Origin of the sequence: Aurantiacibacter sp. MUD11 (assembly GCF_026967575.1) — a bacterium.
Lineage (GTDB): Bacteria > Pseudomonadota > Alphaproteobacteria > Sphingomonadales > Sphingomonadaceae > Alteraurantiacibacter.
The window spans coordinates 469,585-492,473 of sequence record NZ_CP114054.1; the positions used below are offsets into that span (position 1 = coordinate 469,585).

Genomic DNA, 22,889 nt, shown 5'->3' on the forward strand with positions numbered 1-22,889 from the left:
GGGCAACGAGGTGTGACAGCCGCTCCGCACAATGCCGAAGCAGCGCTCGAAGCGCTGAACGCGGGGCGCAACACCCTCGTCTGGCGGCGCGTGGTCGCGGATACCGAAACGCCTATCGGCGCGGCACTGAAGCTGATGCAGCAGGGGCGCGGCGACTTCCTGCTGGAATCGGTGGAAGGCGGGGAAATTCGCGGGCGCTACAGCCTGCTCGGCCTCGATCCGGACCTGATGTTCCGTGCCACCGGCGCTGCCGCGGAGATCAATCGCCAGTGGCGGCATGACCGGGAGGCCTTCGAGCCGCTGCCCGCCGACAGCCTGTCTGAGCTCCGCGCGCTGGCACAGGCATGCAGGATCGACATGCCCGCGGGCCTGCCGCCCGCCCTCGCCTGCCTGGTCGGCTATTTCGGTTACGAGACCATCGGTCTCGTTGAGACCCTGCCGCGCGCACCCGAGAGTGACCTCGACCTGCCGGACATGCTGTTTGCCCGCCCGGCGCTGGTGCTGGTGTTCGATCGACTGACTGACGGCCTCTACCTGATCGCGCCGCTGTGGGCCGACGATGCCGAGCCCGCAGGCAAGATCGGACGCGCCACCGACCGGATCGACGAGGCGCTGCGTCGCCTTGGCGAGAAGGTGCCCGAAGCAGAGCGCCTCGCCAGCGCGCCCGAACTCGAACTGCAAGCGGTGATAGACCCGGCCGACTACGAGCGCATCGTGCTCAAGGCCAAGGACTACATTACCGCCGGCGACATCTTCCAGGTGGTGCTGGCACAGCGCTTCACCTGCGACTTCCCGTTGCCGCCGATCGCGCTCTATCGCGCCTTGCGGCGGGTGAACCCCTCGCCCTTCCTCTATTTCCTCGACCTGCCCGGCTTCGCCGTGGTCGGCTCCAGCCCGGAAATCCTGGTGCGTGTGCGCGATGGCGAAGTCACCATCCGTCCCATTGCCGGCACCCGTCCGCGCGGCGCGACGGAGAGCGAGGACAAGGCGAACGAGAAGAGTCTGCTGGCCGATCCCAAGGAATGTGCCGAGCACCTGATGCTGCTCGACCTTGGCCGGAACGACGTGGGCCGCGTGGCGGCGTCGGACAGCGTGACCGTCACCGACAGTTTCACCATCGAGCGCTACAGTCACGTGATGCACATCGTCAGCAATGTCGTCGGCCAACTGGCGGACGACAAGGACGCACTCGACGCGCTGTTCGCGGGCTTCCCCGCGGGAACCGTCAGCGGCGCGCCGAAGATCCGCGCTTGCGAGATCATCGCCGAGCTGGAGCCGGAGACGCGCGGCCCCTACGCGGGCGGCGTCGGCTATTTCGCTCCCGATGGCTCGGTCGACAGCTGTATCGTGCTGCGCACTGCGGTGCTTAAGGATGGCGTGATGCATGTGCAGGCTGGCGCCGGTATCGTCGCGGACAGCGACCCCGCCTACGAAGCCGCCGAATGCCGCCACAAGGCCGGTGCGCTGATCGCCGCCGCACGTGAAGCCGTGGAGGTCGCCAGCGAGCCGGGCTTCGGCCAGTGAAGGGTCTGCCCGCCCTTGCCCTGCTGCTGGTGCTGGCCGCCTGCTCCATCCGCAGCGAGGGCGACGAAAAGCCCGAGCGCATTTCGATCTGCGAACCGCTGCGTTTCGAGGACTCGCCCTTCACGCATTGCGTGGCGGAGCCCGGTGACCACGAGATCGCCATGGATCTCTCGCCGGAGGAAAGCGACAAGCCCTATCGCTCGCTGGAGATCTATGCCGACGAGATGGGCGATCGGGCGGATGTGATCGCGCTGGTGATGAACGGCGGCATGTTCGATCCCGAAGGCCAGCCCATCGGCTACTATGTCGAGGATGGCCTGCGCCTGACGGTGCTCAACGAGAATGATGGGCCTGGCAACTTCCACATGCTCCCGAACGGCGTCTTTTTCGGCGAGACGCCTGCCGGGCCATGGCGGGTGTGGGACACCCGCCGCTTCGCCCGCGACGTGGAGGATCGACCCCATTTCGCTACCCAGTCCGGCCCGATGCTGGTGATCGATGGCGAGCTGCATGGCCGCTTTGCGCCCGATGGCAGCAGTCGCAAGACCCGCAATGCCGTGGGTGTCGACCTCGCCGGACGCGCCCATTTCGTCATCAGCGAGGCCCCCGTAAGCTTCGGCAAGCTGGCGCGGCTCTATCGCGATGTGCTGGAAATCGACAACGCCCTGTTCCTCGACGGCAGCGTTTCCCAGATGTGGGACCCTCCCAATGGCCGGCTCGACACCGGACCGGAAATCGGGCCGCTGATCGTCGTTACCGAAAGAGAACCCTGATGCCCGAATACCGTTCGCTCTATCCCGTCACCGAACCCTTCGACAGCGGCATGCTGGACGTTGGCGAAGGCCATTCGCTTTACTGGGAACGGGTCGGCACCAAAGGGGCCAAGCCTGCCGTCATGCTGCACGGCGGCCCTGGTGGCGGGATCAGCACCTCGCATCGCGGCCAGTGGGACCCGGAACTGTACGACGTGGTGCTGTTCGATCAGCGCGGCTGCGGCAAGTCGCTGCCCTTTGCGGAGATCGAGCACAACGATACCTGGCGCATCGTCGAGGACATGGAGCGTCTGCGCGAGATGTGCGGGTTCGAGACTTGGCAGGTGTTCGGCGGCAGCTGGGGATCCACCCTCGCCCTCGCCTATGCGCAGAAATATCCCGAGCGCGTCAGCGAACTGGTGCTGCGTGGCATTTTCCTCGGCCGCCAGAAGGAAAAGGACTGGCTCTACACCTATGGCGCCAGCGAGATCATGGCCGAGCAGTGGGATTCCTTCAGCGGCCTGATCCCGGAGGCCGAGCGCGGCAACCTGGTGCAGGCCTATTATGATCGCCTTACCAGCGACGACGAGCAAATCCGCCTGGCAGCCGCGCGCGAATGGTCGCTGTGGGAAGGCAATGTCGCCACCCTGCTGCCCGACCCCGAACTGCTCGACAGCTTCGCCGATCCGGCCAAGGCCATGCCCTTCGCCCGGATTTGCGCGCTGTTCTTCCTCAAGGACTTCTTCCTCGAGGAAGCGCAGCTGCTCAGGGATGCGGACAAGTTGAAGGGCATTCCCGGCATTATCGTGCAGGGTCGCCACGATATCTGCACCCCGCCGGTTTCGGCTTGGGAGCTGAAAAAGGCATGGCCCGAAGTCGATCTACGCATCGTGCACGATGCCGGGCATAGCGCCGGCGAACCGGGCATTATCGACGGTCTCGTCCGCGCGACGGACGAATTGGCAGGCAAATCGGCTTGAACATGAGCGTCAGGCAGGCAATGGGCGTCACATGAGCGGCATTCTGGTCATCGACAACTACGACAGCTTCACTTTCAACCTCGTCCATTACCTGATGGAACTGGGGGCGAAGGTGGACGTGGTGCGCAACGATGCGATCACCGCGCGCGAGGCGATCGCCAGTGATGCTGCGGGTATCCTGATCTCGCCCGGCCCCTGTACCCCGAACGAGGCGGGCGTCAGCCTGGACCTGGTGGCGGCCTGCGCCGATGCGGAGCGTCCGCTGCTGGGCGTGTGCCTGGGCCACCAGTCAATCGGCCAGCACTTCGGCGGACGCGTGGCGCGCGGCGGCCTGATGCACGGCAAGACCTCACCCGTGGATCACGATTCCACGGGCGTGTTCGCGGGTATCCCCTCGCCCTTCACCGCCACCCGCTATCACTCGCTGATCGTCGAGGACATTCCCGATTGCCTGGTGGTCAATGCCACCAGCGAGACTCCCGGCCTCGACGGCACCTGCGTGATGGGCTTCCGCCACGTGGACCTGCCGATCCACGGTGTGCAGTTCCACCCGGAGAGCATTGCGACCGAATACGGGCATGACCTGCTCGCCAATTTCCTGCGGATCTGCGGGCTGGAGGCCAAGGTGCCGGAAAGGATGATGGCATGAGCGTGCTACCTTCCGTCGAACACCCGCTGACCGAGGCCGAGGCCGAACAGGCCTTTGCCGACATGCTGGACGGCAAGCCGTCTGACGAGGAGATCGCAAAGTTCCTGTCCGACCTGTCGGATCGCGGCGAATGCGCCGAGGAAATCACCGGCGCGGCCCGCGCAATGCGCGCACGCCTGATCCCGATCGACGCTCCAGCGAACGCCATCGACGTTTGCGGCACGGGCGGCGATGGCCACCACACGCTCAACGTGTCTACCGCGGTATCGCTGGTGGTGGCGGCTTGCGGCGTACCGGTGGCCAAGCACGGAAACCGCGCAGCCAGTTCCAAGGCCGGGGCAGCGGATACGCTGGAGGCTCTGGGCCTCGACATGGACGCGGCCGGTCGCACTGCCGAGCACACCCTGCGCGAGATCGGCATCTGCTTCCTCTTCGCCAAGAACCACCACCCGGCCATGGCCCGCATCCAGCCCATTCGGCAAAAGCTGGCCAAGCGCACCATTTTCAACCTGATGGGACCGCTGTCGAACCCGGCCCGCGTGCGTCGCCAGCTGATCGGCATCGCCCGCCCGGCCTATGTCCCGATCTATGCCGATGCCATGGCCCGCCTCGGCACCGAGCGGACCTTCATCGTCTCCGGTGACGAGGGGCTCGACGAGCTCAGCCTCGACGAAGGCAACGAGGTTGCCGATGTTCGGGGTAACGAGGTGACGATGCGCCGCGTCTCTGCCGAGGATGCCGGCCTGCCGCACGCGCCGGTCGAGGCCATTCGCGGCGGCGATCCGGAGCACAACGCCAAGGCGCTGCAGGCGCTGCTGATGGGCATGCCCGGCCCCTATCGCGACGCCGTTCTGTTCAACGCCGCCGGCGCGCTGATCGTGGCCGGCGAAGTCGAGACCTGGAAGGAAGGCGTGGAAGAGGCCGCCGAGGCGCTCGACAAGGGCCTCGCCAAGGCGCTGCTCGATTGCTGGATTGCGGCCGCCAAGTGAACAAGCTGGAAGAAATCTGCGCCACCAAGCGCGAGGAAGTGCTTGCCCGCAAGGCGGAACGGACGCTGGCCGATCTCGAACTGCTAGCGAGCGAGGCTTCGGCGCCGCGCGGTTTCCGGGCAGCGCTGGAAGAGAAGTCCCGCGATGGCTTCGGGCTCATCGCGGAGATCAAGAAGGCCTCTCCTTCCAAAGGCTTGATTCGCGACGATTTCCGCCCTCACCAGCACGCCATGGACTATGCCGCCGGCGGTGCTGCCTGCCTTTCGGTGCTGACCGACGCGCCCTATTTCCAGGGTCACGAGGATTACCTGCTCGATGCCCGCGCCAGCTGCGCGCTGCCGGTGCTGCGCAAGGATTTCATGGTCGATCCCTGGCAGGTGGCCGAAAGCCGCGCGATCGGTGCCGATGCCATCCTGATCATCGTTGCCGCCCTGTCGGATGCGCTGATGGCGGAAATCGAGGCTGCGGCCCTCGCCATGGGCATGGACGTGCTGGTCGAAGTGCATGACGAAGAGGAGATGGAACGCGCCGCGGCCTATCTCCGCTCGCGCCTGATCGGTGTGAACAATCGCGACCTGAAGACCTTCACCACCGATCTCGCCACCACTGAGCGGCTTGCACCGCTGGCGCCGGAAGGCAGCCTGCTGGTGGGCGAAAGCGGCATCAACAGCCATGCCGATTGCCAACGTCTGGCGCAGTCCGGCGTACGCTGCTTCCTGGTCGGAGAGAGCCTGATGCGACAGGACGATGTCGAAGCTGCCACGCGGCGTTTGTTGCAAGGCTAGCGACGGGCTGCGATAGGCTTCCCGCATGAGCAAGCTCACCCATCTCGACGACAAGGGCGCTGCCCGTATGGTGAATGTCGGCGGCAAGCCCGAAACGGCTCGCAGCGCAACCGCTGCAGGCCGTATCCTCATGTCGCCTGCCACGCTGGCCGCCGTTCGCGACGGCAGCGGCCCGAAGGGAGACGTGCTGTCCGCCGCGCGCATTGCCGGCATCATGGCGGCGAAGAAGACCGGCGAACTGATCCCGCTGTGCCATCCGCTGGCGCTGGACACCGTCAGCGTGGATTTCGCCTTCGCCGAAGACTGGGTCGAGGTGACGGCCCGCGCTGCGCTGACCGGCAAGACAGGGGTCGAGATGGAGGCCCTGACGGCTGCCTCGGTCGCCCTGCTCACTCTCTACGACATGGCCAAGGCGCTGGAGAAAGGCATGGTCATCGAGAACGTCCGCCTGCTGGAGAAGACCGGCGGCAAGAGCGGCGACTGGCGCGCGGAGTAATCGCAAGGTGGCACCGCCCAAACCGATCCCGCTTGAGGAAGCTCAAGCCCGGCTGTGCAACCTGGTGTCCCCGCTTCCGGTCGAGCAGGTGCCTGTCGAACGGGCGATCGGCCGGTACCTCGCGGAAGACCTGCGCGCCCGCCGTACCCAGCCCCCGGCGGATCTGTCGGCGATGGATGGCTACGCGGTCGGCGGGGATGATCTTGCAGGTCCGTGGCGCGTGGTCGGTGAAAGTGCTGCCGGACATCCCTACCAAGGCGAGATCAGGCGCGGCGAAGCAGCCCGCATCTCGACCGGTGCGCATATGCCTGCCGGGACGGGCGCAATGCTGTTGCAGGAAAATGCGATCCGTGACGGCGACAGGCTTACCCTTTCGAACGAGGACGGCCCGACACCGCGCCATATCCGACGCGAGGGCTTCGACTTCGCTGATGGCGACCGAGTGCTTGCCGCCGGCACCCGTATCGGCCCTGCGCAACTCGCCCTGGCGATCTCTGCCGGTCACGGAGAGATCTCCGCACCAAGCCTGCCCGGGCTGGCCGTGATCGACAGCGGCGACGAACTCTGCACCGATCCTGCCAATTGCGGCCCGCACCAGATCCCGGCGAGCAACGGCCCCGCCCTTGCCGCCCTCGGCGCGTCGCTCACCTCCAACATCGTCCGGATCGGACCGGTCCGCGACCAGCTGGCTGATGTCGTCGACGCGTTCGAACGGGCATCGGAGGCCGATGTCATCGTTACCAGCGGCGGAGCATCAGTCGGCGATCACGACCTGATGAAGCCGGCGCTCGAACAATGGGGAGCGGCGATCGATTTCTGGCGCGTGGCGATCAAGCCGGGCAAGCCGCTTATGGTCGCCCGCAAGGGGCAGACCACTATCCTGGGCCTGCCGGGCAACCCCGTTTCAAGCTTCGTCACCGCCTGGCTGTTCCTGCTTCCCCTGCTGCGCAAACTGGCGGGCGCCCGCGACGTGCTGCCAAGAACCTTGCTGATGCCCTTGAGAGGGCAGCTGGAGGCTGGCGGCTCTCGGACGGAATTCCTGCGCGGCAGGATCGTCAACGGCGGTATCGAACCCATCGACGAGCGCGACAGTAGCGCCCTGCGGGCTCTCGCCGCCGCCGAAGCGCTGATCCGGCGCGATATCGCAGCTCCGGCAGTCGCGGATGGCCAACTGGTGCCGATCTATCCGCTCCAAAATGGCGGTAACGCTTGACTTGAGCGAATCTGTTTCATACTTGTTCCGTATTCGTTCCCCATGTGGAACATTGCGGAAGTGGAACATTGCGGAAGGGGTTCACCCATGTTGACTGCCAAGCAACACGAATTGCTGCTGTTCATCCATCGCCGGCTCGAAGAGTCGGGCATTTCTCCGAGTTTCGAAGAGATGAAGGAAGCGCTCGACCTGAAGAGCAAGTCGGGCGTGCACCGCCTGATTTCCGCGCTCGAGGAACGCGGCTTCATCCGCCGGCTGCCCAACCGCGCGCGCGCGCTTGAAGTGGTGAAGATGCCGGAGAACATGGGCGGCAAGGGGGCGGAGGCCGTCGCCAAGGTGACCACGCCTCCTGCCAACCAGCCTCAGGCTGCCAATGACGTGATCGAAATCCCGCTGCACGGCCGGATTGCCGCCGGTGTCCCGATCGAGGCGCTGGAAGACAGCCAGACCCTGCCCGTCCCTGCCGCGCTGCTCGGCTCGGGTGAGCATTATGCGCTCGAAGTCTCCGGCGACTCTATGGTCGAAGCGGGCATCTTCGACGGTGACTTCGCGCTGGTGAAGAAGGCCGATACTGCCCGCGACGGCGATATCGTGGTGGCACTCGTCAATGACGAGGAAGCGACGCTGAAGTACCTGTACCACGATGGCGGCAAGATCCGGCTCGATCCGGCCAATGCCGCTTACGATCCGCAGGTCTATGAAGATCGGCAGGTGAAGGTTCAGGGCAAGCTCGCGGGCCTGCTGCGCCGCTACCACTGACCTGACGCAGGGATTCTGGGCGGAGGAGGACCCCGGCGGGTTCGCCTCCGTTTGCATGTGCGCTGCGATTAATCTTTCCGCCGGCCGCGCCACCAGCCATGTTCGCCCTGCGATTGGGCGACGCTGGTTAGCCGTGGTTCCTCACCGAGGACAATTGCCAGTCCGCCGCTTTGCGACAGCATCCGGCCATCCGCCTTCAACCAGCGTGGCGCGCACGAACTCGGTAGCCAGCGATCGGACACGACGATATCGGCACGCTCGCAAGCCGCGGCCAGCGCCCGTTCGGCAACAATGTTCCGGCTGCGGCTCATCAGCAGTTCCCATTCCCGGCCACCGCGTTCCAGGGTGATGGCGCAGAAGTCGGAACTGCACCGTGCCCCCGGCCACTCGGTTAGCGGTAAAGGTTCGCCCTCGACACCGGAGAGTTCCAGCAGGTTGTCGCGGGTGAAGCTGCTGCGCGAATTGCGCAGCACCAGCAGCTGTTCGCCTTCACCGGTAATGCCGACATGGCGGCCATCGCTCGAAACCAGCACATCAGGGATCGGCGTGCGCAGCAATACCAGCGTAGCGAGTGCAGCAGGTGCCAGGCCCCATAGCCGTGCCTTGCCCCGCCACAGTGCCAGCCAGAGCCCGCCGGAAACAAACAGCAGTATCGTCGGCAGGGTCATCTGCGGGATCAGCTTCACGGCGCCGGGCTGGCTGGAGGTAAAGTGCGCAATGCCCAGCAAGAGGTCGAGCGACTGGCCTGCAAGCCACCAGGCGGGCGCTCCCAGCCCGACGAGGTCCAGCGCCAGGGCCAGCGCAATCAGCGGCATGGAGACGAAGGTCACCAGCGGAATGGCGATGACGTTGGCAAAGGCGCCGTAAACGCCCGCCCGGTGGAAGTGGAACAGCACGATCGGCATCAGCGCGACTTCGATCACGAGGCCGGTCACCAGCAACATCGTCGCGCGTCTGGCAAACCACCTCGTGCGGCTTTCCTCGCGCGTTGCCAGGAAGCGTTTTACCGGCCCCGCATTATGCAGTGCGACGATGGCGATGACGGCGGCAAAGCTCATCTGGAAGCTCGGCCCGACCAGGCTTTCCGGCCACAACAGCATCACGGCCGCCGCCGCGACCGCCACCATGCGCAAGGACAAGGGTTCACGCCCAAGGGCAAGCGCAACCAGTACCAGCAGCGCGGCAATGCAGCTGCGCACCGTCGGCACCTGCGCTCCGGTCAGCAAGGTGTAGCCGATACCGGCCAGGGCGGCGATCGCAGCGGCCGCTACTGGCAAGCGCACCCTCAGGACCAGCCATGGCCACAGGGCCAGCAGGCGGATGGCAAGCAGGTATGCTCCCGCGATAACAGCGCTGACATGCAGCCCGCTGATGGATAGCAGGTGGGTCAGCCCGGCATCGCGCATGGCATCTTCGTCCGCCTCGCCGATCGCGCCGCGGTCTCCGCTGGCGAAGGCGGCGGCAATGCTGCCGGCGGAGCCACCCAATTGCTCGCGCACATGGGCCGATAGACGCCGCTGTAATCCGGCAATCAAGGCTTCGTCGGTGTCCGGCGGCTCGATCACTGTCACCGCGCCCTGCACGCTGCCCGTGGCAGCGTATCCTTCGAACCAGGCCGTGCGCGCGAAGTCGTAGCCACCGGGCAACATGGGTGCGGCAGGCGGCATCAGTCGGGCCTGCAATTGCAGCAATGCGCCTTCGCCGAAAGCCGGATCATCCTCCTCGGACGGCACATTCACGCGGACCTTGGCTGCCTCGCCGGTGTCCGGGTGGCGGATGGCCAGGACGAGGCGCACGCGGTCCTGCGCCGGCTGCTCGATACGCTCCAGCACGCGGCCCATGAAGGTGCCCGAAACCGGTCGCTCGAAAGCCTCGGCGCCGACCAGCTCCGAGCGGGTCCATGCCAGCCCTGTCCCGAAGGCCAACAGGAGGCCGCAAGCGACCAGTGCCCCGACGAGGTGGACACGGGTCTCCCGCCCCTTCCACAAGGCCACCGCACCGATTGCGCAGAGCAGGCCTACGGCCATGCTGGCGATCCACGCGCCCGGCGTATCGAGCACGAACCAGACGCCGATCCCGGCTGCCATGGCGACTGCCATCCACGGGCCGCGATCGAAGCCGGAATCGGCCAGGAATCGCTCGGCAAACGTAGCCACGCTGGACAAAGACGCGCGCTTTCGCCAAGGCGTGTGCTGCGTCGCAGCATCGCCCTGCTCGTCCCCCATCGGGACCAATGGTGGCTGGCGCGTCGCCATGCAAATATAGGACAGGAAACAGAGGGTTATGGCAAGTTCGAGTGGTGATGGTTCTGTGCAGCGTCCGGTCGTGACGCGCTTTGCGCCCAGCCCCACCGGCTTCCTGCACATCGGCAATGCCCGCACCGGGCTTTTTTCGTGGCTCTATGCCCGCCATCACGGCGGCAAGGCCCTGCTGCGCATCGAGGACACCGACAAGAAGCGTTCCACCCAGGAAGCGATCGACGTAATCTTCGACGGGCTGGACTGGCTCGGCCTCGAATTCGATGGTGAGCCGGTGTTCCAGAGTCAGCGGGCCGAGCGGCACGCGGAAGTGGCGCAAAAGCTGCTGGACGCGGGCCAGGCCTACAAGTGCTTCGCCACGCCTGAAGAACTCGCCGAAATGCGCGAACAGCAGCGCGCCGCCAAGCAACCGCTGCGTTACGACGGCCGCTGGCGCGACCGTGACCCCTCGGAAGCCCCTGAAGGCGCGCCCTTCACCGTGCGCATCAAGACGCCCGAGGGCGGCGAGACGGTGATCGAGGATGCCGTGCAGGGCCGCGTGAAGGTGGACAATCGCGAGATCGACGATTTCATCCTGCTGCGTGCCGACGGCACGCCCACCTACATGCTGGCCGTCGTGGTCGACGACATGGACATGGGGTGCACCCACATCATCCGCGGCGACGACCACCTCAACAATGCTTTTCGCCAGATCCAGGTGATCCGCGCCATGCAGGGAATCGAGGAAGGCTGGGACGAGCCTACCTATGCCCACGTCCCGCTGATCCACGGCAACGATGGCGCCAAGCTGTCGAAGCGCCACGGCGCGCTGGGTGTGCGCGACTATCGCGAGATGGGCATCCTGCCCGAAGCGCTGTTCAACTACCTGCTGCGCCTTGGCTGGGGTCATGGCGACCAGGAGGAATTCAGCCGCGAAGAGGCCATCGCGCTGTTCGATATCGACGCCGTGAACAAGGGCCCGAGCCGCTTCGACATGAAGAAGCTGCTGAACATGAACGGCAATTACATTCGCGCCGCCAACGATGCTCGCCTGGCCAGGCTGGCAGCGGAACTGATCGGCCCCGAAGCGGACGAGAAACTGCTCGAACAGGCCATGCCGGTGCTCAAGACCCGCGCTCGCGACATGAACGAACTGGCCGATGGCGCAGCCTTCCTGTTCAAGCAGCGCCCGCTGGAAATGACTGAAAAGGCGGCGGCCCTGCTCGACGACGAGGCGCGCGAGCGCCTGGCGGCGATTTCAAGCCGGTTGCAGGCGGAAACGGACTGGACAATCGAGGCGCTGGAGGCCAATCTGAAGGCCTATGCGGAGGAGCTGGATCTCGGTCTCGGCAAACTCGCGCAGCCGCTTCGTGCGGCACTGACAGGGCAGACCACCTCGCCCGGTATTTTCGATGTGCTGGTGCTTCTCGGCAGAGAAGAGAGCCTTGCGCGGATCGACGCCCAGGCAGGCAGCTGAGACGCTGTCTGGATTGCGGCGTTTAACTTATTGAAGGAGAACGGCTTTGGCTGACAAGCAGGCAGAATTGACGGTAGGCGGCGAAAGCTACGACTTTCCGACACTGGAAGGTAGCTGCGGCCCCGATGTCATCGATATCCGCAAGCTTTACGGCAAGACCGGCAAATTCACGTTCGACCCGGGTTACAAGTCCACGGCCAGCTGCGAAAGCGCGCTGACCTTCATCGACGGCAACGAAGGCGTCCTGCTGCACCGCGGCTACCCCATCGGACAGCTGGCGGAGCATTCCAGCTTCATGGAAGTCGCCTACCTGCTGCTCAATGGCGAACTGCCGAGCCAGGACGAATACAACGACTTCACCAACACCATCACCTATCACACCATGCTGCATGACCAGATGCGGCAGTTCTACCAGGGCTTCCGTCGCGACGCGCACCCCATGGCGGTGATGTGCGGCGTGGTCGGCGCGCTGTCGGCTTTCTATCACGACAGCACCGACATCTCGGACCCCGAGCACCGCAAGATTTCCAGCCACCGCCTGATCGCCAAGATGCCGACCATTGCGGCCTGGGCCTACAAGTATGCGGTTGGCCAGCCCTTCATGCAGCCGCAGAACTCGCTCAGCTACACCGGCAACTTCCTGCGCATGACGTTCGGCGTGCCGGCAGAGGAGTACGAGGTCATCCCGGCGGTCGAAAAGGCCATGGACCGGATCTTCATCCTCCATGCCGACCATGAACAGAACGCCTCGACCAGCACCGTGCGCCTGGCCGGTTCGTCGGGCGCCAACCCCTTCGCCTGTATCTCCGCCGGCATCGCCTGCCTGTGGGGTCCGGCGCACGGCGGCGCCAACGAAGCCGCGCTTAACATGCTGCGCGAAATCGGCACGCCCGATCGCATCCCGCACTACATCGAGCGCGCCAAGGACAAGAACGACCCGTTCCGCCTGATGGGCTTCGGTCACCGCGTCTACAAGAACTACGATCCGCGCGCGACGGTCATGCAGAAGACCGTGCGCGAGGTGTTCGAGGCGCTGAACGTGAAGGACCCGGTGTTCGAAACCGCCCTGCAGCTGGAAGAAATCGCCCTGAACGACGATTACTTCAAGGAAAAGAAGCTGTTCCCGAACGTGGACTTCTACTCGGGCATCATCCTGTCGGCGATCGGTTTCCCGACTACCATGTTCACCGCGCTCTTCGCCCTCGCCCGTACCGTGGGCTGGGTGGCGCAGTGGAACGAGATGATTTCCGATCCCGGCCAGGTCATCGGTCGCCCGCGCCAGCTCTATACCGGACCGACGCAGCGCGACTACGTGCCGCTCGACCAGCGGTAAACGTCAGCGCGGCTTCTTGCGCCGCTCTTCGAATGTCGGAAGGTCAAGCGTGAAGCGGGCACCCTGCCCCTTCGCGCTTTCGACCGTGAGCGAACCGTCCATGGCTTCGGCAAGTCGACGCGAGATATAGAGGCCGAGGCCGGAACCGCCGTCGCCGCTGCGGCCTAGCCGTTCGAACTTGGCGAAGACCTTTGCCTGCTCTTCCGCGTCCAGCCCCTCGCCCTGGTCGGCGACGGTAATGCGCGCGCGTCCATCCTCGACTTCCGCGCGGATCCAAACCTGCCCGCCTTCCGGAGAGTAGCGGATGGCATTGCCGATCAGGTTCAGCAGGACTTGCAGAACCCGGCGGAATTCACCGATCGCCGGCACGTTCTCTCCCGGCTTCGGGGCGTCCAGCACAATTCCCCGTTCGCGTGCCCGGACACCGAGGATACCCACGGCCCGTCGCGCCACGTCGCCAAGGTCGATCTTGTCCGGCGCGGTCTCGAACTCCTCGTCCTCGACCAGTTCGAGGGTGGTCAGGTCGTCGATCAGCGCCAGCAGGTGTTCGCCGGCAGCGGCAATGTCGGCGGCATAGGCACTGTACTCATCCGCCAGCGGCCCGGCCAGTTGCGTACGGATCGTCTCCGCGTTGGCGATGATGCGGCTGACAGGCTGGCGCAGGACCGGGGCGATCTCCCGGCCGATGCCGTTCGGCCGCTCGGTTTCTCGCTCCGGGGCGGGAGCGGGATCGGGCGTCGCCTTGCGCGGGACCAGGTAGAGTTCGAAGCCGGCACTTCCCGGCTGCGGCTTGCCGAGGGGCACGAGATGCACTCCCCAGGCCCGCGACGAACCGGGGATCTCTACCGAGGCGCCATCGAGCAGTCGCCAATGCAGGGGCTGGTGATGCTTGCCGGCCGCCGGCGAGACGAACTCGGTCCAGTTCTGTCCGGTGCCCTCGCTCATTTGCGCCGCGATCTCGGCCAGGTCTTCCGCCGTGCAATCCACTGCCAGGATTTCCTGCGAGGGGCCAAGACGCGCCGACAGTCCGGCGGCGTGGCGCAACAGAGCCAGCTTGTTCTCGCTGCCTTCAAGGCGGGGCGCAACAGCCAGCGGTTCCGCCTGCCAGTCGGCAATGGCGATCGTGGCGCCTTCGCCTTCCGGCTCGACCTCGACCCAGGCCGTTACCTGTTCGCTGTCGTCCTGCGCCTTGATCATGCGCGCCAGGCGGAGTCCGTAAACGCGGGCCTTGCGGACCATTTCCAGCAATGCGGGCGTGACCAGCGCGCCTGGCAATTCGCCACCAGCGCGCATGTGGAAGCTCGCCAGGGGTTCGTCAGCCTCCACCAGGCGATCGTGCGCATCGGTTCGTGCGCGGGTAATCTGGGGAGGCACCGAGGCCATGTATCAGTTCGCCATGTCGAGCGAAGTGGAACCCAGCAAGTCGATCGCGCGCTCGACGCGGAGGCTGTCGAAACCTTCCGGAAGCGTCACCTCCGGGTGCAGGTAGAGGAATTGCTCGGTCACGGCATCCGGTCCAAGACCTGCCGCCCGCAGGGTCAGGGCCAGGCGCGCGCACTGGTTCTCGCCCAACGACAGCACCACCACGTTGCGATCCTGTTCGGAAGCCATGGCTAGCGCGGTGGTGAAGATGGCCAGCCCGGCATGGTCCACGGCCAGCGCGCGTTGCGCCTTCTTGCCCATCGCCATGATCAGGCGGGTGATCTGCCCGATACGGCCATCACCTTCGTCGAATTCCTTGCGGAGGCGCTTGCGCGTCTCCTTCGCGGCAGCGGAATGTTCCGCGCCATGGCTGTCGAGCAGGCTGGTGACCTTGTGGAACAGTTCCGCCGGCAATTCGGCCAGCGGCACTTCCATCCGCCGCACCTGCTGCATGAAGCGCGCCTGTGCTGCAACCACGCGCATGGCGGACGCAGCCGTCGCCTGTTCGTTCGATGCGGCCAGTTCCTGCATCAGCGGCGACAGCACCGGGTCGATGCCGCTGCGATGCTGCAGGCGATCCGCCATCTGCGCCTCGATGATCAGCGCATGGGCATGGCCCAGCAGCGCGGTGTCTTCCATCAGTTCGACAGCCAGTTCATCCTGGCGTTCGTCGGCGAAGGCTCCGCGATCGCCGATTGCAGCGGTTTTCGCCAGTTCCAGCATCAGCTGCCTGGCGAGGCTCGTCATCATCCCGCGAATCCGGGCGATCACTTCGTCACTGAACAGCGCGTGCTCGTCGTGCGCCAGCAGGTGGCGCAGGATCGGGCGGGCGGTCGCCAGGATGACGTCGCCTTGCGCCAGTTCGGCACGCAAAAGGTCTTCCATGGCCTCGGCGGAAGACGGGGTATTGCCGGATTCGTTCATGCTTCGGGCCATACCGTAGCTTGGTTAAGCCCGCGTTAGCCGCGATCTGGCGCGATATTGGCCAAGAGCACGAGGATACCCGCCAGCATGATGGCAAGTTCCGGCGTTGCAAGGGCCGCAACAATGGCAACCAGGCCCGCAACCAGCATGCGATCCCGCGCCGGTTCCAGCCAACTGGGGAGCTGGCGGCGATCAAGCAGCAGCAATGCCGCGCCGAGGACCAGGGGCGGAAATATCGCCCGGTGCAAAAGGCTGTCGATGGCCATTATGCCAAGCGCAAGGATGGCGGCATCGATGGCCCGACGAAGCCACGGCCAACGCTTCAGCTTGCCGAATGGCGCGACGCCGAGCCGGGAAATGGCGATGAAGGCCTCCAGGACCGGGACCGCCGCGGCCACCAGGGCGAAGCCAAGGATCGGCATTTCATAGAAGCCCCCGGCAATGCCGCCGCCCAGCAAGGCGGCAACCACTGCCAGTATGGCCGGCCGGGCATAGCGCTTGTCGAGCAGGCCGCTCCCTGGTCCGGTCACGAGACCCCTGCCCAGCCAACGCGACATGGCGCCCGGCGAAGTCTCGCCCAGGTGCGTCCGTTGCCACTCGGCGGCACGGATACGCGCGGCCTCACTGGTGGTGATGACCGACCACCGCCCCTCGTCGAGCGTCGAGTCGGCGAGGCGCGCTTCGGGCAGGCGGTGCTGGAGCGCAATGCGCAGGAGAGCACCGTGCGGCGCGATATCTTCGGGCAAGCCGGTCAGCTTCCCCAGCCAGCGCCCCGGCATGGTGAGGGCCCCGGCCCAGGCGCGGTCAAGGTCGATCCGCTCCAGTCCTGCGGTTACGCCTGGCCCGGCGGAAACCACCAGTACGCGGTCGCCTTCGGCTCGCAGCAGGTCCAGCGCCGCCCGCGATTCCGGTAGCAGACCGGGTTGCAGCACCAGCAGGCTGTCCTCGTCCCCGATGATGCCCGGCAATGCGTGGCTGGTGGAAATAACCTGGTATTTCATACCGCTACGTTCAGCCGCATGCCGCAGGTCGATAGCATCGGCCGACGCACCGCCGCCAAAGGCGATCACGCTGGTACAGCCTGCCTCGCGCGCGAACATCAGCTGTCGCCGCGCCAGCGACTTGCCGGCGATCGACGGCAAGGCTTGTCCGCCAGACTCGGGCAGGCTGATCAGGCAGGCGCGCATATCAGGCCTTACTCCACGACATGTCCCACAGTGCTAGGCACCTGCTGCCGGGCTGCCAAGCCATTCGCGCGCGCAAGCTTCCGAAAAACGCATTAACCACCTTTCGCGGGGGAAAGCGGAGAATCCTTGGGGTTCCAAGCTTTTTGCCCTGTGGTAGGAGTTAATGATGAACCGCAGGCGCACCTTTGCTTCGTCCAGTGCAGGCGAAACGCCGGAAACGACCGCTCCAGCAGCGGTCGAAGCCGATGCTTACGAGACATCCGAGGACGAGGTCTACGAAGAGCAGTACTGGGATGACGAGCCGATCGGACCGCGCTTCACCTGGGTTGCCCCGGCGCTGACCAGCCTCGTGACGCTGGGTTGGACGGGCTTTTTCGGATGGGTCCACCATCAGGCCATGCTCGCCGGCGCCGCGCCGGCACAGTGGATCGACTGGATCGTGCAGTGGTCGGTGCCCATGGTGCTGATCATCGGGCTGTACCTGCTGGCGATGCGCAACAGCCGCCGCGAAGCCAATCGTTTCTCCGACGCCGCGCGCGCCCTGTCGCGCGAATCCTCGCAGCTGGAGCGGCGGTTGCTGGTGGTGAACCGCGAACTCGCCCTGGCGCGCAACTTCATCGAGGCGCAAGGCCGCGATCTCGAGACGTTCGGCCGCATGGCAAGCGAGAACCTGACGGCCAATGCGTCGCATATCGAAGACCTGCTCAACACGAACAGCGCACAGATCGAATCGATCGGCCGCGTCAGCGAAACTGCCGTGAGCAATATGGAGGCCCTGCGCGACCAGTTGCCGGTGATCGCCAATTCCGCGCGCGACATGAACAACCAGATCGGCCAGGCGGGCAACACCGCCCAGGGGCAGGTCGACGCCTTGATCGCCGCCTTCGAACGGCTCAACACCTTCGGCGAGGCAGGCGAAGCCCATGTCGCCAAGGTCAACGAAGAAGTCGAAGCGACTCTGCGGGGCTTCGAGGAACAGCTGGTGGCACTGGGAGACCTGGCCTCGCAGCGGTTCAAACGCTTGCGGGCGCAAGGCGACGAATTCCGCCGCGAGCTGGACAAGTCGGAAGAGCGCGTGATCGACGCGATCGCAACACGCTCCGAAGCACTGGCTCGCCAGCTTTCCGACGATGCGGAGGCGCTGCGCAAGCGCGAATCCGAAGCCTCCGCCTTGATGCGCGAGCGGTTGGTCTCGCTGCGGGTGGAAGGCGAACGGTTGGTACAGGAGATGGACGGCGGACAGGAAGCCGCCGCCAACCGCTGGACCAAGGCTATCGACGCGCTGGAAGAGCGCATGAAGCAGGTGCTGGAAGGCGTCATCAAGCTGGACGAATCGGCGATGACCAATGCCCGCGTCCGGCTTGCCGCCCTGCACGAGGAAGCGCAGCGGGTGGACGAGCACCTGCAAGGCAGCATGACCGCCTTCGAGGAGGATTTCTCGCGGCGGCGTGAACAGCACCAGCAGCAGGAAGCGGACGCCCTCGCCGCGCTGGAAGAGCGCCTTGCGCAATTCGATCAACGCATTGCCGAACGGCAGGAAGAGCACCTGGCGCATGTCGCCGGCCTCGCCGAGCGGGGCGAAGGCCTGGCAGAGCGCTTGACCGCGCTGGATGCGCAGATGAAGGAACTTGGCTCGCAGGCGGAAAGCACCAGCGGATCGCTGTCGGACGCGGCCGACCTGCTGGCAGACCGCCTGTCGCAGAGCCGAGCGGTGCTGGAGGACAATGGCCAGTTTCTTACCCGCCTGACCGACGACAGTGTGCGCCTGCTGGAAATCATCCGCTCCACGGCAGATCATTCCGAAGGCGCGCTGTCCGATGCCGTGGAAAGCGCGGAAAAGCGCCTACAGGCGTTCGGCACCACGGCGCACGAACTGCACGAACTGGTCACGGAGACCGAAACGCGCGGCGCCAGCCTCGCCATCCAGCTGCAGGAGGCGCGCGAGACAGGCACGGCCACGCGTGAAGACCTGCAGAGCCTGGAAGACAAGCTGGCGGCCGTCGCCGTCGAAACGGAGCAGGTGGCCGAGCGCACTTCGCAGGAACTGCGCGAAGCCATCGAACTGCTCTCGAATACCTCCAAGGACGTGCTGGAGAACCTGCGCACCGACCAGACCGCAGCCGTGGCAGCGCTGGCGGAGCAGGTCGCGGAGGCCAGTCGCGAACAGCTTGCGGAAGCCATGCGGCGCAATGCGGAGACGACGATTGCCGAGCTGGAGGCCGCGACCCAGCGCGCGGACAGTTCCGGACGCGAAACCGCCCGCATGCTGCGCGACCAGCTCGATCGTGTGGCCGAACTGGCCGACAATCTGGAACAGCGGGTGGAATACGCCAGGGCGCGGGCCGAAGAGCAGGTCGACAACGATTTCTCGCGTCGCACCGCGCTCATCACCGAAGCGCTGCATTCAGCCGCTATCGATATTACCAAGGCCTTCGACAACGATGTCGGCGACACCCAGTGGGCGAATTACCTGCGTGGCGACCGCGGCATCTTCACCCGGCGCGCGGTGCGCCTGCTCGATCGTAAGGAAGTCCACCAGATCCACGAGATCTACGATGAGGACGCCGAATTCCGTGACGTGGTGAACCGTTACATCCACGATTTCGAGGCGATGCTGCGCGGCGTGCTCTCCACCCGCGACGGCAATGCCATGGCGGTGACGCTGCTCTCGTCCGACATGGGCAAGCTCTACGTGATCCTTGCCCAGGCCATCGACCGGCTGCGTGACTAGTCCTGCGCCGGCTCCGTGCCGGGCGGCGTGCCGAAGATGTTGATGTCCTCGACGGTAATCCAGCCCTGCTCGTAATTGGCGATGTAGAGCGCCGTCAGCACGGCCGCCACCATGGTGGCGCGCAAGGCGATCCGGCCGGGACGGAAGTTGACGGGAGCACTGTCTGCCTGTCCGGGCACCTTCTCCACGCCCGCTTCGTCGGCAGTCCTCACGCCGAAGGGTAGCAGCAGGAAGGCGCTCATCACCCAGAACAGGGCATAGATGGCTATGATGGAGGTCAGCTTCATCGTGTCACTCGCCTGCGAAGATTACCTTGGTCTGCGGCTTCTTGCCGGACCAGCGCTGTGCGGCGCGGCGCGCTGCGAGGCGCGCTGCCTCGTAGACGACCTCGCGATCGCGGGCACGCCCGCCCTTCAGCTTGCCGATCGCGGTGATCACATCGGCTTCCGCTTCCTCCACGAAATCACCGTAGTCTTCGTCCAGCGGCAGGCCGACACCTTCGATCTGGACCCCGCCCTGCCCATCGAGCACGACGATCAGCATGCCATCGCGCGACAGGCGGCGGCGCATGGTGATGGCATCGCCATCGGCGGGGACGATAATGTCGCCGTCGAGGACCAGCCGACCGGTACGTACCTCTGCCAGCTTCTCCGGTGTGCCGGGAGCAAGCCGGATGATGTCGCCGTTCTTCTGCACCACGGCCTGCGGGATGCCCGAAGCGCGACCTAGGCGGGCCTGTTCCTGCATGTGCCGCATCTCGCCGTGCACGGGCACCAGCAGTTCCGGTCGCAGCCAGCCATAGAGGGCTTCGAGTTCGGGCCGGCCAGGATGGCCGGAAACGTGGATTTCGCTCTGGCGGTCGGTCACCATGGTGATGCCCCGTTCGGCCAGCATGTTCTGGATGCGACCGATGGCGATCTCGTTGCCCGGAATGACGCGGCTCGAGAACAGCACCACGTCGCCCTCGTCGAGGCCCAGCGGGTGGGTGTCTTCGGCAATGCGGCTAAGCGCGGCGCGCGGCTCGCCCTGCCCGCCGGTGGCAAGGATCATCACCTCGCCACGCGGCAGCGACATGGCACCGTCGAAATCGACCGTCTGCGGGAATTCTTCGAGATAGCCGTTGGCCTGCGCCACCTCGATGATGCGGTCGAGCGAGCGGCCGGCAACGCACAGCTGCCGCCCGGTGCGCTTGGCCACCTCGCCCAGCGTCTGCAGGCGCGCGACGTTGGAGGCGAAGGTCGTCACCAGCACGCGCTTGCCCGCATGCTTCTGCACTTCTTCCAGCAGCCCGCGATAAACCGCCCCCTCGCTGCCCGAAGGCGCGGGATTGAAGACGTTGGTGCTGTCGCAGACGAGGGCCAGCACGCCCTCGTCGCCGATCTCGGTCAGTTCCTCGTCGGTGGCGGGGGTGCCGATCTGCGGCTCCTCGTCCAGCTTCCAGTCGCCGGTATGGAACACGCGGCCATGCGGCGTGTCGATCAGCAGGGCATTGCCCTCGGCAATCGAGTGGGCGAGCGGGATGTAGGTGATGGTGAACGGGCCAATGTCGATTTCGCCGTGGTCATCGTCGATCACGTTGAGCTCGACCTGCGTGGTCAGCCCCGCCTCGTCCAGCTTGCGGATGATCAGGTCTGCCGTGAAGGGCGTGGCATAGAGCGGCACGTCCAGTTCGGCGGCGAAATAGGGAATCGCGCCGATATGGTCTTCATGCGCATGGGTCAGCACGATGCCGAGCAGGTCTTCGGACCGTTCCTCGATGAATTCGGGATCGGCGAACATCAGCTCGGTACCGGGGTATTCGTTCGAGCCGAAGCTCATCCCCAGGTCCACCATTAGCCACTTGCCCTGGCAGCCGTAGAGATTGACGTTCATGCCAATCTCGCCGGAGCCCCCGAGGGCAAGGAACAGCAATTCGTCTTCGGGCTTGAAATTCTTCTTCATTTGGCTCCGGCACGGTCAGCGAGGATCTGCAGGCCGCGGATCGTCAAGTCGGTATCGGTGACATCGAAAATGTCGGTCTTCTGGTCGAACAGGATGGCCAGGCCGCCAGTGGCGACGACCTTCACCGGTCGGCCGATCTCGGCCTTCATGCGGTCGATCAGTCCTTCCATCATGGCGACATAGCCCCAGAAGACGCCGATCAACATCTGGTCTTCGGTATTACGTCCGATGACGCTGCTGGTCTTTGGCGCAGCGATGGCAATGCGCGGCAGCTTGGCGGTGTTGCCCACCAGCGCATCGAGCGAAAGGTTGATCCCCGGCGCGATGATGCCGCCCTTGTAGGCGCCGTTGAAGTCAACCGCCTCGAACTTGGTGGCGGTGCCGAAGTCGACCACGATCATGTCCCCACCCACCAGTTCGTGCGCGGCGATGCAGTTGAGCGCGCGGTCCGCACCCAGGGTGTGCGGCTGCTCGACGTCGATCTCGAAATCCCAGGCGGCCTTGCCCTCGCCCGCCACCAGCGGCTCGATCCCGAAATACTTCTGCGCCAGCACGGTGAGGTTGTGGTTCGCGCGCGGCACCACCGAACCGAAGATGATACGCTTGATCGTGCTGCGCTCGATCCCCTCGATGGCGAGTAGTTGCAGCAGCCAGGTCGCATATTCGTCGCCCGTGCGCCGGCCATCGGTGGCGATGCGCCAGCGGGCGCGCACCTCTGTCCCCTCGAACAGGGCGAAGACCACATTGGTGTTGCCGACATCGATTGCGAGAAGCATCAGCCGTCCTCCAGCATTACATCACCCGCGTGGATCACCTGCACGGTCCCGTCGGGCAGCTTCAGCCTTAGCGCGCCTGCCGCGTCTAGGCCATCGAAGGTGCCGGAAAGCTGCTCGCCCTCGCGGCCATGCACGCCAAGCGGTGTACCGGGCTTGTGCGCAGCCGCCTGCCACCGGCGCATGATCGGCTCGGGGCCGAATTCGCGCCAGCGCTGCAGCTCCAGTGCCAGCTGTGCGGCCAGCCCCTCGGCGAAGGCGTCGCGGGACAGGCCCGCAAGGGCATCGGTCTTGCGTCCCTCTATCTCCGGCGCCGCCGCCAGGTTGACCCCGATCCCGATCACCACGGCCCCCTGCGCCATTTCCAGCAGCAAGCCACAGAACTTCGCGCCTGCCAGCAGCACGTCGTTGGGCCACTTGAGCATCAGCGATTGCGGGGCACCGACATGGGGAACCACGGTTTCGTAGACTGCCAAGGCCGCCACGAAGCTGAGCGTCGCAGGAGACGGGTCGCGTTCGTGCAGGCGCACCACGGTCGAGCCCATGAAATTGCCCGGCGCATCGATCCAACTGCGGCCCTGCCTGCCGCGACCGGCAGTCTGGCGATCGGCTACCAGCCAATGCCCCTCCGGCACCAACTCGCCACCGGCGATGCGCGCCAGCAGGTCGGCATTGGTGCTGCCGGTTTCAGGGATGTACTCGATCGTCGGCGTCAAG

20 protein-coding genes are annotated in these 22,889 nt (G+C 65.5%); 12 read left to right on the forward strand and 8 right to left on the reverse strand.

Annotation, left to right across the window (positions count from 1 at the left end; genetic code table 11):
• The first annotated feature begins 12 nt into the window (after window positions 1-12).
• From trpE to lexA, 9 genes are all read left to right on the forward strand, one after another.
• The gene (trpE, locus tag OZN62_RS02330) at window positions 13-1,524 is read left to right on the forward strand and encodes an anthranilate synthase component I (protein WP_442864385.1); all 1,512 of its coding nucleotides are present in this window, start codon (window positions 13-15) and stop codon (window positions 1,522-1,524) included.
• Complete coding sequence (locus tag OZN62_RS02335) at window positions 1,521-2,297, forward strand: phosphodiester glycosidase family protein (RefSeq protein ID WP_269101136.1); 777 nt, start codon at window positions 1,521-1,523, stop codon at window positions 2,295-2,297. Before trpE ends, OZN62_RS02335 begins: the two co-directional genes overlap by 4 nt.
• Window positions 2,297-3,256 (forward strand): prolyl aminopeptidase, encoded by a 960-nt coding sequence (gene pip / locus OZN62_RS02340; protein ID WP_269101137.1) that lies wholly within the window; start codon window positions 2,297-2,299, stop codon window positions 3,254-3,256. The genes OZN62_RS02335 and pip overlap by 1 nt, the downstream gene beginning before the upstream one ends.
• A 31-nt stretch (window positions 3,257-3,287) precedes the next feature.
• A complete protein-coding gene (locus OZN62_RS02345) occupies window positions 3,288-3,905 on the forward strand; it encodes an anthranilate synthase component II (protein WP_269101138.1) in 618 nt (205 codons plus the stop codon).
• Window positions 3,902-4,894, forward strand: a complete 993-nt coding sequence (trpD, locus tag OZN62_RS02350; protein ID WP_269101139.1) for an anthranilate phosphoribosyltransferase — start codon at window positions 3,902-3,904, stop codon at window positions 4,892-4,894. Before OZN62_RS02345 ends, trpD begins: the two co-directional genes overlap by 4 nt.
• The gene (trpC, locus tag OZN62_RS02355; RefSeq protein ID WP_269101140.1) at window positions 4,891-5,679 is read left to right on the forward strand and encodes an indole-3-glycerol phosphate synthase TrpC; all 789 of its coding nucleotides are present in this window, start codon (window positions 4,891-4,893) and stop codon (window positions 5,677-5,679) included. The genes trpD and trpC overlap by 4 nt, the downstream gene beginning before the upstream one ends.
• Before the next feature lie 25 nt (window positions 5,680-5,704).
• On the forward strand, window positions 5,705-6,175 hold the full coding sequence (moaC, locus tag OZN62_RS02360) for a cyclic pyranopterin monophosphate synthase MoaC (RefSeq protein WP_269101141.1): 471 nt from the start codon (window positions 5,705-5,707) through the stop codon (window positions 6,173-6,175).
• Window positions 6,176-6,182: 7 nt separating this feature from the next.
• Window positions 6,183-7,388, forward strand: coding sequence for a molybdopterin molybdotransferase MoeA (locus OZN62_RS02365; RefSeq protein ID WP_269101142.1), 1,206 nt, complete (start codon window positions 6,183-6,185; stop codon window positions 7,386-7,388).
• 87 nt (window positions 7,389-7,475) lie between these two features.
• A complete protein-coding gene (lexA, locus tag OZN62_RS02370; RefSeq protein WP_269101143.1) occupies window positions 7,476-8,147 on the forward strand; it encodes a transcriptional repressor LexA in 672 nt (223 codons plus the stop codon).
• Window positions 8,148-8,215: 68 nt separating this feature from the next.
• Here lexA and OZN62_RS02375 read toward each other — a convergent pair whose 3' ends face one another.
• Window positions 8,216-10,402, reverse strand: a complete 2,187-nt coding sequence (locus OZN62_RS02375) for a ComEC/Rec2 family competence protein (RefSeq protein ID WP_269101144.1) — start codon at window positions 10,400-10,402, stop codon at window positions 8,216-8,218.
• A gap of 28 nt (window positions 10,403-10,430) precedes the next feature.
• Here OZN62_RS02375 and gltX point away from each other — a divergent pair, with 28 nt between their 5' ends.
• Both gltX and OZN62_RS02385 read left to right on the forward strand, forming a co-directional pair.
• Window positions 10,431-11,861: a glutamate--tRNA ligase gene (gltX, locus tag OZN62_RS02380; protein ID WP_269101145.1), complete on the forward strand. Its 1,431-nt coding sequence runs from the start codon at window positions 10,431-10,433 to the stop codon at window positions 11,859-11,861.
• A 46-nt stretch (window positions 11,862-11,907) separates the two neighbouring features.
• On the forward strand, window positions 11,908-13,194 hold the full coding sequence (locus OZN62_RS02385) for a citrate synthase (protein ID WP_269101146.1): 1,287 nt from the start codon (window positions 11,908-11,910) through the stop codon (window positions 13,192-13,194).
• 3 nt (window positions 13,195-13,197) lie between these two features.
• Here the strand turns inward: OZN62_RS02385 and OZN62_RS02390 are convergent, their stop codons facing one another.
• From OZN62_RS02390 to OZN62_RS02400, 3 genes are read right to left on the reverse strand one after another with little or no spacing between them, the layout of a single operon-like run.
• Complete coding sequence (locus OZN62_RS02390) at window positions 13,198-14,577, reverse strand: sensor histidine kinase (protein ID WP_269101147.1); 1,380 nt, start codon at window positions 14,575-14,577, stop codon at window positions 13,198-13,200.
• A 3-nt stretch (window positions 14,578-14,580) separates the two neighbouring features.
• The gene (locus tag OZN62_RS02395) at window positions 14,581-15,540 is read right to left on the reverse strand and encodes a hypothetical protein (protein ID WP_269101148.1); all 960 of its coding nucleotides are present in this window, start codon (window positions 15,538-15,540) and stop codon (window positions 14,581-14,583) included.
• A 35-nt stretch (window positions 15,541-15,575) separates the two neighbouring features.
• Window positions 15,576-16,727 carry a hypothetical protein gene (locus OZN62_RS02400; RefSeq protein ID WP_269101149.1) on the reverse strand — a complete coding sequence of 384 codons (1,152 nt, stop codon included), beginning with the start codon at window positions 16,725-16,727 and terminating at the stop codon, window positions 15,576-15,578.
• 163 nt (window positions 16,728-16,890) lie between these two features.
• On the opposite strand from OZN62_RS02400, the gene OZN62_RS02405 reads away from it, so the two are divergent.
• The gene (locus tag OZN62_RS02405; protein WP_269101150.1) at window positions 16,891-19,458 is read left to right on the forward strand and encodes an ATPase; all 2,568 of its coding nucleotides are present in this window, start codon (window positions 16,891-16,893) and stop codon (window positions 19,456-19,458) included.
• On the opposite strand, the gene OZN62_RS02410 is transcribed toward OZN62_RS02405, so the two are convergent.
• The 4 genes from OZN62_RS02410 to OZN62_RS02425 are packed head-to-tail and all read right to left on the reverse strand — an operon-like array spanning window position 19,455 to window position 22,888.
• On the reverse strand, window positions 19,455-19,745 hold the full coding sequence (locus tag OZN62_RS02410; protein WP_269101151.1) for a DUF1467 family protein: 291 nt from the start codon (window positions 19,743-19,745) through the stop codon (window positions 19,455-19,457). The genes OZN62_RS02405 and OZN62_RS02410 overlap by 4 nt on opposite strands.
• A 4-nt stretch (window positions 19,746-19,749) precedes the next feature.
• The gene (locus tag OZN62_RS02415; RefSeq protein WP_269101152.1) at window positions 19,750-21,399 is read right to left on the reverse strand and encodes a ribonuclease J; all 1,650 of its coding nucleotides are present in this window, start codon (window positions 21,397-21,399) and stop codon (window positions 19,750-19,752) included.
• The gene (locus OZN62_RS02420) at window positions 21,396-22,175 is read right to left on the reverse strand and encodes a type III pantothenate kinase (protein WP_269101154.1); all 780 of its coding nucleotides are present in this window, start codon (window positions 22,173-22,175) and stop codon (window positions 21,396-21,398) included. Before OZN62_RS02420 ends, OZN62_RS02415 begins: the two co-directional genes overlap by 4 nt.
• Complete coding sequence (locus OZN62_RS02425) at window positions 22,175-22,888, reverse strand: biotin--[acetyl-CoA-carboxylase] ligase (RefSeq protein WP_269101155.1); 714 nt, start codon at window positions 22,886-22,888, stop codon at window positions 22,175-22,177. The genes OZN62_RS02420 and OZN62_RS02425 overlap by 1 nt, the downstream gene beginning before the upstream one ends.
• Window position 22,889: the final 1 nt, after the last annotated feature.

Coding starts and splice junctions, on each gene's coding strand:
- pip (WP_269101137.1), top strand. CDS start 2,297: ATGCCCGAATACCGTTCGCTCTATCCCGTCACCGAACCCTTCGACAGC.
- OZN62_RS02345 (WP_269101138.1), top strand. CDS start 3,288: ATGAGCGGCATTCTGGTCATCGACAACTACGACAGCTTCACTTTCAAC.
- trpD (WP_269101139.1), top strand. CDS start 3,902: ATGAGCGTGCTACCTTCCGTCGAACACCCGCTGACCGAGGCCGAGGCC.
- moaC (WP_269101141.1), top strand. CDS start 5,705: ATGAGCAAGCTCACCCATCTCGACGACAAGGGCGCTGCCCGTATGGTG.
- lexA (WP_269101143.1), top strand. CDS start 7,476: ATGTTGACTGCCAAGCAACACGAATTGCTGCTGTTCATCCATCGCCGG.
- OZN62_RS02375 (WP_269101144.1), bottom strand. CDS start 10,402: ATGGCGACGCGCCAGCCACCATTGGTCCCGATGGGGGACGAGCAGGGC.
- gltX (WP_269101145.1), top strand. CDS start 10,431: ATGGCAAGTTCGAGTGGTGATGGTTCTGTGCAGCGTCCGGTCGTGACG.
- OZN62_RS02390 (WP_269101147.1), bottom strand. CDS start 14,577: ATGGCCTCGGTGCCTCCCCAGATTACCCGCGCACGAACCGATGCGCAC.
- OZN62_RS02395 (WP_269101148.1), bottom strand. CDS start 15,540: ATGAACGAATCCGGCAATACCCCGTCTTCCGCCGAGGCCATGGAAGAC.
- OZN62_RS02400 (WP_269101149.1), bottom strand. CDS start 16,727: ATGCGCGCCTGCCTGATCAGCCTGCCCGAGTCTGGCGGACAAGCCTTG.
- OZN62_RS02405 (WP_269101150.1), top strand. CDS start 16,891: ATGATGAACCGCAGGCGCACCTTTGCTTCGTCCAGTGCAGGCGAAACG.
- OZN62_RS02410 (WP_269101151.1), bottom strand. CDS start 19,745: ATGAAGCTGACCTCCATCATAGCCATCTATGCCCTGTTCTGGGTGATG.
- OZN62_RS02415 (WP_269101152.1), bottom strand. CDS start 21,399: ATGAAGAAGAATTTCAAGCCCGAAGACGAATTGCTGTTCCTTGCCCTC.
- OZN62_RS02420 (WP_269101154.1), bottom strand. CDS start 22,175: ATGCTTCTCGCAATCGATGTCGGCAACACCAATGTGGTCTTCGCCCTG.